Annotated in this window: 9 protein-coding genes and 1 pseudogene; 1 reads left to right on the top strand and 9 read right to left on the bottom strand. The window is 59.9% G+C overall.

Translation table 11 applies throughout. The annotated features are described in order from the left end of the window. Window positions 1-497: 497 nt before the first annotated feature. The 7 genes from J2W36_RS23635 to J2W36_RS23605 form a co-directional block, all read right to left on the bottom strand. Window positions 498-1,421, bottom strand: coding sequence for a hypothetical protein (locus tag J2W36_RS23635; RefSeq protein ID WP_307692224.1), 924 nt, complete (start codon window positions 1,419-1,421; stop codon window positions 498-500). A 252-nt stretch (window positions 1,422-1,673) separates the two neighbouring features. After that, window positions 1,674-1,850, bottom strand: a complete 177-nt coding sequence (locus tag J2W36_RS23630; protein ID WP_307692223.1) for a hypothetical protein — start codon at window positions 1,848-1,850, stop codon at window positions 1,674-1,676. 47 nt (window positions 1,851-1,897) lie between these two features. Further along, window positions 1,898-2,314: a single-stranded DNA-binding protein gene (locus J2W36_RS23625; RefSeq protein WP_307692222.1), complete on the bottom strand. Its 417-nt coding sequence runs from the start codon at window positions 2,312-2,314 to the stop codon at window positions 1,898-1,900. Window positions 2,315-2,490: 176 nt separating this feature from the next. Beyond that, window positions 2,491-4,017, bottom strand: coding sequence for a sensor domain-containing diguanylate cyclase (locus tag J2W36_RS23620; RefSeq protein ID WP_307692221.1), 1,527 nt, complete (start codon window positions 4,015-4,017; stop codon window positions 2,491-2,493). 334 nt (window positions 4,018-4,351) lie between these two features. Continuing rightward, window positions 4,352-4,645, bottom strand: a complete 294-nt coding sequence (locus tag J2W36_RS23615) for a circadian clock KaiB family protein (protein WP_307692220.1) — start codon at window positions 4,643-4,645, stop codon at window positions 4,352-4,354. Then, the gene (kaiC, locus tag J2W36_RS23610) at window positions 4,645-6,360 is read right to left on the bottom strand and encodes a circadian clock protein KaiC (protein ID WP_307692219.1); all 1,716 of its coding nucleotides are present in this window, start codon (window positions 6,358-6,360) and stop codon (window positions 4,645-4,647) included. The genes J2W36_RS23615 and kaiC overlap by 1 nt, the downstream gene beginning before the upstream one ends. Beyond that, window positions 6,357-8,096: a putative bifunctional diguanylate cyclase/phosphodiesterase gene (locus tag J2W36_RS23605; protein WP_307692218.1), complete on the bottom strand. Its 1,740-nt coding sequence runs from the start codon at window positions 8,094-8,096 to the stop codon at window positions 6,357-6,359. Before J2W36_RS23605 ends, kaiC begins: the two co-directional genes overlap by 4 nt. 184 nt (window positions 8,097-8,280) lie before the next feature. Between J2W36_RS23605 and J2W36_RS23600 the strand changes: the two are divergent. Then, window positions 8,281-9,246, top strand: a pseudogene (locus tag J2W36_RS23600) (DUF72 domain-containing protein). A 15-nt stretch (window positions 9,247-9,261) separates the two neighbouring features. On the opposite strand, the gene J2W36_RS23595 reads toward J2W36_RS23600, so the two are convergent. Then, window positions 9,262-9,813 (bottom strand): cysteine hydrolase family protein, encoded by a 552-nt coding sequence (locus J2W36_RS23595; protein WP_307692217.1) that lies wholly within the window; start codon window positions 9,811-9,813, stop codon window positions 9,262-9,264. A 9-nt stretch (window positions 9,814-9,822) separates the two neighbouring features. Beyond that, the gene (locus tag J2W36_RS23590; protein ID WP_307692216.1) at window positions 9,823-10,359 is read right to left on the bottom strand and encodes a DUF421 domain-containing protein; all 537 of its coding nucleotides are present in this window, start codon (window positions 10,357-10,359) and stop codon (window positions 9,823-9,825) included. Window positions 10,360-11,158: the final 799 nt, after the last annotated feature.

The following is an 11,158-nucleotide window of genomic DNA, read 5'->3' as shown; positions in this document are numbered from 1 at the left end:
AGCGCGTTCGACAACGCCTGGACCACATGCTCCTGCCCGACCATTTCTTCGAAATTACGGGGCCGGTATTTGCGGGCGAGCACGAGATAGGACATGCGGGGATTCTAGAGAACGCATGCATAACCCCGCCAAAATCTGCGAAAGCCGTACTGTTCATAATTACAGCCTGGACCGTGCGCGCATAAAAAAACCAGCGCGAAGCTGATGTTTCCGCCGGCCAAGCCACAGCCTGGCAGGAGTCAGCGGTCGCGATCAGGCACTAGAGTGGGAGCGGAAACAGCTGGCAGCGGCGGAATACGCCCCGCATCGAGCCGACGCTGAATATCGCTGCGAGCCGTCTTCAAGTGAACGCTCTGGGCCTTCTCATCATGAGGGAACTGCTGCGCTCCAGCGGCACGCTTGGAGGCCAATTCACGGTATGCCCCCTTCAACTCAGGGTGCTGCGCCAGACCCTCAGCTCGCGTCAAGCGTTCGAACGCCACTGCGCGCGCCGGCCGCTACGCGCCTACTTGATTCGTTTGGCCAGCTCTTTTCGGTAGCTCTCGTCCGTCGACGCCCGATTGGTCACGTCGAGAACCTTCTTTGTCCAGGTCTGCAGGCTCGGGGAAAGGGGGGTCTCCATTGGCTTGGCGGTAGCAAGCGTCGGAGATGCGGCCTCCGGCTTTGTGGCGTTCGAGTTCATTGCGGAGTCGTTCTGAGATGCGAGCATGATTGCCTTCCTGGGTGAGCTGTTTGAGATGTTGCCAGCCGCGCAGTTCCTTATGCTGCCCGTCAAAGCGGTTGTCAAGGATGACCAGGCCGACGCTTTCGCCGAAACGGTCGTGCCTCTGTTGGAGGCCTTGCGGCAGGCCTGCTTGAATATCAGCCATCACGGCGATGCTCGCACCACGCCCGTAGTCCTCGAGGCGTTTAAAAGTGCGACGCAATGCGACCTCGGGCAGGACGTGCACCGCATAGATCTCTGGGCGCAGGCCTGCATCAAGTGCCATCTGGATTTTCTCCATGGACGGCGCCGGACGATTGAGCTGCCCTTCAAAAACCACGCGAGCGGTCGATGGTACGCCGGCGCCGAGTACCGCCGTCGTCTTCCCCGCGCCGGGAACGCCGGTGACGAAGATCGCGCTATCGCGCAATGGCTCGCTGGTGTCGTTGACCACGCGCCGGAAAAGCTCGGACGAGAGAACGGCCGCCGCGTTGTGCACGGGCGTGTTGTAGCGGTTGCGGGCATCCGGCGAAGCCGCAAACTGCGAAAACCTGTCCTTGAAGTTGTCGGCACAGATGTATCGGCCATCGAAGTAGTCTGGGTCAGCTTTGTACGCAGCAATGAAGGGTTCCGGGTCGGCCTCGACGGCGCGGATCACTTCATCTTGGACTGCGGCGCGATCAGGCTGCGCAAACTCCCTGCGGTGGATGGGTTCCAACGTAAATCCCCTATGGATTGGTCTAAGGTGCATCTGCTGCTTCCGCTTCGCGGGCGGCTTTGTAGCGCGCAAGGTGCTCACGGATTGACCGCACAGGGCCTTGCGCGGTCTGCCGGCTCCACCCGTAGGGTGCTACCGCTTCAACGTACGTTTTGCCCTCGATGAGAATTGCACGGGCAACCGCGACACGCTCGGGCGATATGCGCGAGATAGTTGCTGCTGCAGCGAACTCCGCAGCCGTGATGGGCTTGGTCATGGGCTTAATTGCGCGCTGGGGAACACTTCAGCGAGTTGCTCTTTCACAAGATCGAGCATGCCGACAAGGTCCCCATCGGTACACCCGAGCTGTGTTGGGTTGGCGCGGCCATCGCGCAGCAGCCACTGAATGCCATTGAGAAGGCCGATGGTCTTCGACACAGCGGCATCCATGGACGCACGCTCCTGTTCGTACCAGTCATCAGTGCCCGCTGCGCTGCTCAGAAAGGGTTGTCATCTCCTGCAACGCCTGCCGAAGCGTTTTCCGTCGGTGCCGAGGCGGGGTCATCCTTGGGGCCATCACCCTGGCGACGACCACCCAACAACTGCAACGCCTCCGCAACCACCTCAATCGTGACGTGCTCGACGCCTGCATCGTCCTTCCATCGCCGGGTGGCAAGCCTCCCGGCGATGTAAACATACGAGCCCTTGCGCAAATACTTTTGTGCGCGTTCTGCCAAGTGTTTCCAGAGCACCACCCGATGCCATTCGGTGTGCTCAGCTTCGCCGCGGTAGTACCTGGTCGCAATGCTCACGGTCGTGACGCTGATGGCCTTCTCACCTTCCCCCACGGTGTGCAGTTCGACGTCTGCGCCCAAGTTTCCGATCAGACGGACCTCGTTAAGAGACGCGGCCATAAATGATTTCTCCAGTCAGTTCGTCGGCGTCTCCCCTTGAGATACCGCACTTATAGATTGTCGTTTAGGTTGTCTATTATGTATACTACATTTTGCTGTCAGGTGACGATTTCACGGTGACACAGGCCCGAAAAGCACTGCCATGTGTATGTTGGCGTCGACCGGAAACTGAGCCTCTACTTCGGCGCGGACACTCCATCCTCCTTCACCTCGGGTGAACAACATCCTGAGAAACTACAGCTAGCATCGTGTGATCGCTTATCTTGAAATTGCACGACACAGTTTCTCCCCGCTTCTTTGGCTGCATACAGCGCTTTGTCAGCAGCGTCGATCAATTCAATTGCATTGGGGTGCCCACTTTCTCGCACTTCGCTGACGCCGATGCTGACGGTGACTTGGATTGCGTTCCCCGTCGGCCCCTTGACGCGCAGGCCATCGATTTGCACCCGGATGCGTTCCGCGACGGTCATCGCGCCGGCAATATCGATCCCCGGCAATATAACTGCAAATTCTTCGCCGCCATATCTGGCCGCAACGTCACCAGGTCTGCGGATGCTTTCTCCAATAGCGTGTGCGACAGCGCGAAGCACCTCGTCACCCCAGAGATGCCCATATGTATCATTAACTGATTTAAAGAGATCGACATCAACGATCAGCAGCGACAGGCGCTCTCGTGTACGCGCGGCCCGCCGCCATTCACGATGGATCATTTCGTCGAATTGACGGCGATTTGCCAAACCAGTCAGTGAATCTGTAACAAGCTGAGCCTCCAGCATCTTTTCCGCCCGCATACGACGCCTCAATTCGTTTTTAAGCGTAATCACGAGAGCTGTCATTAGCACACTCATGAGCACCGCGAGTGAGCCGACCATCCACGCCCACGTCCTCCAACTGTCGTAAATCGAAAAAAGGGAGCGGCTGACGCTGACGATTACCGGGAAATGGGAAACCCGGCCGAAGGTGATGAAGATCGGGTGAGCAGCGTCTTCGCTCATCGCCTCAAAAGAGCCTTCACCAAGGCGCTTGACATTCACGAAGTTCGCGCGCTGGGAGACGTCCTGTCCAACCTGAAAACCTGGGCCGGCCGGTTCCCTCAATAGCAAGATGCCATCGCTGCGTATCACCGTAAATGCTTCGTCGAAATTCTTCATACCCGCGAGAATCCGCGAAAAGCGGGTCAGATCGAAGGACAGCACGATGACGTAAGAGAGGCTTCCATCCGGATGGGACATCCGCCGACTGAGCGCGATGGAGAGGGCTTGGTCACCCAACCTGCTCGTGAATGGTGCGCTCAGGTGTAAGCCCGTGTCGGCGTGTTCTAGGTGGACGCGGAAATATTCGCGATCTGCAAGATTGGTATGGGGCGGGACTGCGCCACGCGCGCTCGCCACCACGTTTCCCTCCGAATCGATGAGCATCAGCGACCCAACGTCGGCCATTTCCTCCACAGCGTTCGCCATCATCTGTTGTCGAACTGGCAGTGGTAGTTTCCGAACATCCGAGAGCGCCAGATCGCTGGCAAGCCCATTCACAGCAAAGGCTCCGAGTTGAAGAGAACTTTCCATGCTGAAGACGATTGCTTCACGAAGGCTGTCCGCGTTTTGTCTGGCCAACCGCCCTGCATCCGCCTTGGCATTCAATATCAACAGCCCCATGATCGCGAGGAGCGTGAAATTGACCGCGATAGTTCCCAGTACGATCAAGCGACCTCGACCGTAGGTAGAGATTCGAACTATTTCCACAGTGGGGTGGCCAAGACAACCTCGCCAAGTGCTGAATGACGCTGACATGAGTTACACCGCGCGAGGTTTGCTGAGGAGATATCAGCGATGACGCGCATCCCGCACCCAGTACCTGAGATCATTATTTCTTGACGCGACAACACTTGGAATTACAAGTTAAAGGAATTCAGATAAATCAATCTTCATTTTGATATAGAGTCATTGGTCAAAAATCGATCCTAATTAAATTAGGGCTCGATGCAGACGATTACCCGCCCGCTTCAGCAGAAGAAAAAAGATCCTCCGCCTATAAACTTTAAAACCTTGACAGCCGCTGAATCACCCTTTCGCGATCGGCAAGGTTGCCGATGATGAGAATCTTCTGTGTATCGTGAATACAGACCAGCGACGGCGTTGTGAAGATACGCCTTGCGAATGCGGCCTTGGCGTCCTTCTGAACGTCAATTACCGTCACGGTCGTCGGCCCCTCGAGATGCCGAACAATCTCTTCCAAGTTGCCCCGCGCTTGCTTGGAAGGCAGCGTGTCACCGGCAACATAAAGCTCGAGCTGACGACCTTCCATCGCGCCTGTCTGCTGCACCTGGTTCATCACATCACTCCGAAGGTATCGAGTGGCGGCAGACTCGCAGGACGCCGAAGCTCAGTCATCTGCTCGCGCCGACTCGTTTCCTGCGCCTCCGCGCTCGCCGCCCGGCTACGCAATCGGACCAACTCCTGCTGCTTTCCGAGCAATTCGCCCTGGAGATAGGCAAGGCGTCGGGAAAGATCTTCAACGGAATGCTCCGCTTCGCGATACGCGTCGTCGGCCGCATTCCGGGTTTCCTGCAACGCCTGCTGGTTGGCTCGCTCCTTCTGCCACCGCAACGACCCCATCAGTACGGCACCGTCTTCCACATAGACATCCGCCAACGTGACGCCATCGTCGCCCAGCAGCAACTCACCGACCTGGTTGGAATGCGCGGTGCCGCGCGACTTGACCACAGTCAGTGCCCGGTTGCGCTCCCCACCTTGTACCAGATAGGAGAGATGGATCCAGTTGTCGCACAAGGAGGATACGTAGGAACGCGATGACTCCGTCTCGCCGGCGCTGCGCTCCAGCAAACTTGTCATCACGACCGTGATGCCCTCGCGTTTGCAAAACTTCACGAGACGCTGGACCGCACTGCGGGAATTTGTCGAATTCGTGAAGACCGACACAGGGTCGACCATCAGATGGCGCGGCTGATGGCGGCGGATGTGGACCATGATCTCGTGGACCAGTTCGTCCGCTCCGACCGCGTGGTCTGCCGGGCCATGCATCTGCAACAGTCCTGACGCGATGTGCGGCGCCAGCAGCGTCCCTACCGACGCGACGTTGCGCACGATCTCCTGGGGGCTCTCGTCGAAACAGATGCACAAGGCGCGCTCCGCGCGCCGGCAGGCCGCATCGATGAAACGGGTTCCGAGGGTCGTCTTGGCGGTGCCGGGCGCACCGGACAGCAGCGTACTGCTGCCACGGAAGATGCCACCCCTGAGCATCGCGTCCAGCTGTTCGATACCCACCGACAGACGCTCGGTCGATACCGGGCTGGTCCATGCCTCAACGTCCATGGATTCGACCTCAATGCCCTGAGCGGTCATGACGAACGGCACCTTGCTTTGCGCATGGCTGGAGCTGCGGTACTTCTGGATACGCATGCTCCGGCTGGACATGTCGCCTTGTGCGTCGCGGGTCAACTCGACAACGCAATCGGCCATGTAAAGCGCGATCTCCTCGAAACCCTGGCCCATCGCAGTCATTGCCTTGACGGTCAGGAGCATGGTCGCATTGAGCTTGGAGACATGTTCCTGCAACCGCAGCAGCTCGGCGCGCTGGGCCGTGGGCGAGCCCAATAGGCTCAGCAGCGCGTCGATGCCATCGAACACCACGCACACCGGTGCCCCCGGGGAGGCAGCGCCTTCGACCATGGCCAGCAATCCAATCAGATCAAATGCCCCGCTGTGCAGGACATCAGCCTGTGGCCGTCCATCAACAACCAGCAGGCGTCCGCCGTCGACCAACTGCATCGCATCCCAGTCGAACGACGACAAGTCGCTGATAACGCCCTGGATCGTCTGCTCGAAGGACACGAAAACACCAACGCCGCCCGTCGTGCGCACAATATTCACCAGGGTTTGCATGGCGAAAACGGTCTTGCCGGCACCTGCGGCGCCGATAACGGCAGACACCCGACCCTGCGGCAAACCGCCAAAGGTCATCCTGTCGAAGCCGGGAATACCGGTCCTGATTTTTTCCATCCGGGGCGTGGACGTACGCTCTGTCATAGGACTACTCCAAATACCTCGGTTTCTCTTTCGCTATGGGGGCGCGTCTCCAGCCAGGCGACCAACGCGTCTGACGTCAACGGGGGGGCATAGAGATAGCCTTGCCCTTCGTCGCACCAGATGTCCTGCAGGAATTCGGCCTGCGCCTTCGTTTCGATGCCCTCGGCGACGATGCGCATGTCGAGACTGCGGCCCAGGGCGACGATGGCGCGAGCGATGGCCGCGGCGCCCATGTCGCCGGGAAGCCCCTGTACGAAGGAGCGGTCGATTTTGAGGCAATCGCTGGGCAACAGCCGTAAATAAGACAGGCTCGAGTAGCCCGTTCCAAAATCGTCGATGGCGATGCGCACCTTGGCATCATGGAGGTCGCGCAGTGCTTGGATACCACGGCCGTCGCGTTGCGCCATGATGCTTTCGGTCACTTCGAGGACCAGCCGGTGCGGCGGCAACCCCTTCGCACGCAATACGCGTAGCACCTTGTCGGCAAAGCCGGCTTCGTTGATCTGCACGACCGATGCGTTTACCGAGATCGTCGCGTCTGCCAACAGTCCGTTGCGCCACTGTACGGCTTGCTCGCAAGCCCCCTCCAGCACCCAGGCACCCAGCGGCACGATCAGTCCGGTGGCTTCGGCCTCGGGGATGAACTCATCAGGGGAGACGAGTCCACGCCGGGGATGGCGCCAGCGCAGCAGCACCTCCACGCCCACCATGTGCTGCGTCGCCAAGTCGATCTGCGGCTGGTAGAGCAGGAACATCTCACCGCGCTCTGCCGCACCGTCCAGATCGGACACGATTGTCTGCTTACGCAGGGCGCCCTGCGTTTGTCGACGACGGGTCTTGCCCTCCGCGTGGCTGGCTGCGGCCGCCATGATGGCGACGATCGTCGTGAGCGTGAACACGATCATGGCCGGCAGCGCCTTCAGACTCGGGTCAATTACCGGCCATACTGCCAGCAGTCCCAACAAAACGCTGTGGCAGATCAGCGCGACGACCAGGAACCGCGGCAGCCGGCTGGTCGCTCCGATATTCAACAGGCTGCGAACAGGCGCGCGGTGCGCCGCGCGCAACAGCGTCGCAACGGCCAACAGCAGCGCGCCCGCCACGGTCCATGGCGCCATCGCGCCGTAGAATTCGGGAATGCCATAGAGATAGCCGATCAGCGCTGCAACAGGAAGGAACATCGCCAACCCAGCGAACACCTGCGAGCCTGCCGTCCGGCGCGCGTACAGACAGACGAGCGAGGCACTGAGCAGCACCAGGGTAGCGGCGGCATTCACGCTCATTTCTATCGCCCGTCCGGCGCCCGCTTCCTCCGCCATCACATGCTGGAATGGCATCAGCGTGCGATATATGTCGCCTTGTCCAAGCAGCAAGCCGACAAGTTCAACGATAAACAGAGCGCCCACAACAGCTGTGAAGCCGATGCCAAGATAACTGCGGCGCCACGGACGCACACCCAGTACCGTGAGTCCAATGACAAGGAGTGCGGCCGCTGTCATCGGATGCGTTGCAGGTCCACCCACGACAGGTCGCCACGCGGGCGACCAATCGAGCGCATAGCCGACCAGAACGAAGAACCCCACAGCCACACCACCGATTGCTGCTTTTGCGCTGGCCCGCATACAAAGGCGTATCAGGCGTAATCGGGACCGCGGCGAATGCGAAGAAACATCGTCGATCGAGCGCTGTCGTTTAGTGCCGTTCGACGCGCCGCCACCCCGTTCCCAATCCGTCATGGGCACCCTCCGTAAACCTCATACATATATCCAATATCGGCCAGAGTCTACGGTGCCAGCGGCGCTTTTCGAGACAAGTCTCAGCTTTGACGATAACAATCGCGTAACCAACCGGTCGTTGAGAATCAATTTGTTACGCATCCAATCTAACCCTTTTCCGTCTGGCGCAAGCATTGACGCTTTGCTGTCGGCCCGAGCTACGCTCACTCCTGCGCTCCGCACCAATAGAGTTCGATCAAATCATGCGTGCACTCCGGCTAGATGGCGTTATGCACCTTGGCGTGGCCGCTTCTATCCGATTGGCCTCACGCAGCGAAACGAACTCGCATTCGCTTACCGAATGCTTTCGACCATCGAAATCAACGGGTCCTTCTACTCGCTCCAACGGCCCGAGTCCTATGCGGACTGGCATGTCGGGACGCCGGATGATTTCGTCTTCTCAGTCAAAGGCCCGCGCTATATCACCCACCTGCTGCAACTGCGCGACGTGCGCGTGCCGCTGGCCAACTTTTTCGCGTCGGGTATTCTGGCGCTTGGCAAGAAGATGGGGCCGGTCCTGTGGCAGCCGCCACCGCGCATGCGCTTCGATGCCGAGCGCATGGAGGAGTTTCTGTCGATGCTTCCACACGACGGCAAGAGCTGGCGCATGCACATGACGAGCGGCTCGAGGGCCGGTCATTGCTCGATGCGCCTCGGGGCTCAAAGATCCGGCATGCCGTGGAGATCAGAAATCCCACCTTCGTGAGCTCGGAGTTCATCGCGATGCTACGGCACCATCGGATCGCGCTCGTCATAGCTGACACCGCGGGCCGATGGCCTCTGCTCGAAGACCTCACGACCGACTTTGTCTATCTGCGGCTGCACGGCGACAAGGAGTTGTACACGAGTGGCTATGGCGACAAGACATTAGACGGTTGGACACGGGATTGCCGCGTGGCATCGCGGCCGCCAATTGCCGGACGCCCATCTTGCATCGCCCATTGCGGCAGCACCCAGCAGACGCGCCGTGTTTTGCTATTTCGACAACGACGTCAAGATCCATGCGCCATATGACGCGGCGCACCTGGCTGAGCGTCTGGGCGCGAAGACGCATACGCATGCAGATGAAGGACTTGCGTCGATTCTGCCGCTGAAACGCGCAGCCGCCTGACCGGGGCCAAGGGCGTTAGGTCAGTCGCAAGCGACTGCTGTGCGTGGTCTTCAGCGTGTGGCTTTCTCTGAACTGCCGCAGTGCGGCGGCGTTGCGCGCCGACGACTGTGATGCAACGCAGTCCTCAGGCACGACCACATCGAAGTCGCGCATGCGGGCCTCGGCCACCGTGGTCATGACACATTGGTCGCTCGCCACGCCGACGACGACCAGGCGGTCGACATTCAGGTGTGCAAGCAACAGTTCCATCGGCGTACAGAAGAACGCCGAATGCTTGGGCTTGAGTACGAAGTAGTCCGAGGGCTGCGGGTGCAGCGCCGTCGTGATCTCCGCCGCACCGCCGCCGCATGCCAGCGACTCGTCGATCAACGTCCGGAAATCGGAGCGCCAACGTCCCAGGTTGTCATTCGCATAGATCACAGGCACGCCCGCGCGCACGCAGCGCGCCTTCAAACGGGCCAGTGCGGGCGTGATGGCCAAGGCACCAGGCAGGAGCTTCTCGGAGTCCAAGAAATCCCAACAGCTGATCATGTCGACGATGAGGAGCGCAGTGGCCTGTTGTTTCATCGCGCTGCCTCAACCCCCGGGGGGCCCGGTGTCGGGTGCCTTGGATCCGTCGGACTTAGGTTGCTCGGCACGTTGCTTTACACTGAGTTTACCGTCGCTCTCGAGCCGGGCGATGCGCACGTCGGCGATCGAATCGACGCCCTCTTCCCGCAGCTTGGCCTCGAGTTCGTCCAATGTGATCATCTCGCGCTTCATTGCTTTTCGGTTGATGCGGCCATGACGGATCAGCACCTCCGGCTGGGGCTCCAGGAAGCGCGCGATCGCGGGCACGCGGTAGCTCAGCCAGTCGAGCGCGAAGTTCCAGGCGACCAGCGTGGTCAGCAGCACCAATCCGTCATTCACCGACCGGTACTCGCCTTGCATCGCATTGCTCGATGCGTCAGCCACCAGCACCACAAACAAAAGGTCGGCAACGCTCATCGCGCCAATATCGCGCCGCAGCACAAAGCGAAACACCAGCAGGAGGAACCAATACACGACCGTGCCGCGCGCCACCATGTGCCAAACTGGAAATTCCCTCGCGAAGACATCGGGCAGTGCGCTCACGGCATGATCTCGGTTTGAACAGGTCTCGGATGTTCAATGCGGCGGCATGGTCCTGAAGTGTGGCCGCGCGTTCGACGCAACTCGCCAAAAAGCCGCATGGGCGCCGCCAACGCCAGCCACCAAACATTGAATGCGTTCACGGCCGTCTGTCCCCTGTTCTCGTCGAATGTGTCGGCCCTGTGTCGGTCGGCGCTGGCAAACCAGTGCATGTAGTTTTGCATGTGCGCGCGATACCTGATGTAGGTCGCAAGCTACGGTTGAAAACCTGTGCGTCCCGCCAACGAAGGCGCCGTTACGCAAGATCCTGCGTTAGACATGCGCTGGGCGACGCTCGTCCCTGCAGGCAGCGTGATTCGGATTGAATCGCCCCAGGATTCGAACGAACCCGTAGGACTCGTGCGATCCTGCGGACCGCACTCTTTCTAAGCGGGGACTTCAGTGTGGAACCGGACGTCGGAGTGCCGCTTTGCTACCCCCCTTTTTGCCGGCGTGCAGGATCCCCACGCTATGGCCCACGCCGACACATAACACGTCGTGAGAGCATCTGTCGACAGGCAGGCCGGTGCAAGCGCGATAGTCATTGATCTCCAGTGCCCCCAAATCAGGTGCAAACCGGGCGACGCCCGGTTGTCTCGGCTGATGCCATGGTCGACCCTCGAGCACGATGCGGACGCGCACGCAGCACTCCATGCTTGGGGCGACAACCATCACCGCGAGGCAAGCGGTGGACAACGCAAAGGCGCTGGCATTGAACCTCCGAATCCGGATTGAAACTATGGCCCAACGGACAGATTGACGA

It is taken from the genome of Variovorax ginsengisoli, assembly GCF_030811835.1.
In the GTDB taxonomy this organism is placed as follows: domain Bacteria; phylum Pseudomonadota; class Gammaproteobacteria; order Burkholderiales; family Burkholderiaceae_C; genus Variovorax; species Variovorax ginsengisoli_C.
Note: the sequence above shows the minus strand (reverse complement) of the source record. Positions and strands in the feature narration are given on the sequence as shown.

What these genes read in the sequence shown, in the direction of transcription:
- J2W36_RS23630 (WP_307692223.1), bottom strand. Translation starts at nt 1,850, where the DNA reads ATGGATGCCGCTGTGTCGAAGACCATCGGCCTTCTCAATGGCATTCAG.
- J2W36_RS23625 (WP_307692222.1), bottom strand. Translation starts at nt 2,314, where the DNA reads ATGGCCGCGTCTCTTAACGAGGTCCGTCTGATCGGAAACTTGGGCGCA.
- J2W36_RS23615 (WP_307692220.1), bottom strand. Translation starts at nt 4,645, where the DNA reads ATGAACCAGGTGCAGCAGACAGGCGCGATGGAAGGTCGTCAGCTCGAG.
- kaiC (WP_307692219.1), bottom strand. Translation starts at nt 6,360, where the DNA reads ATGACAGAGCGTACGTCCACGCCCCGGATGGAAAAAATCAGGACCGGT.
- J2W36_RS23605 (WP_307692218.1), bottom strand. Translation starts at nt 8,096, where the DNA reads ATGACGGATTGGGAACGGGGTGGCGGCGCGTCGAACGGCACTAAACGA.
- J2W36_RS23595 (WP_307692217.1), bottom strand. Translation starts at nt 9,813, where the DNA reads ATGAAACAACAGGCCACTGCGCTCCTCATCGTCGACATGATCAGCTGT.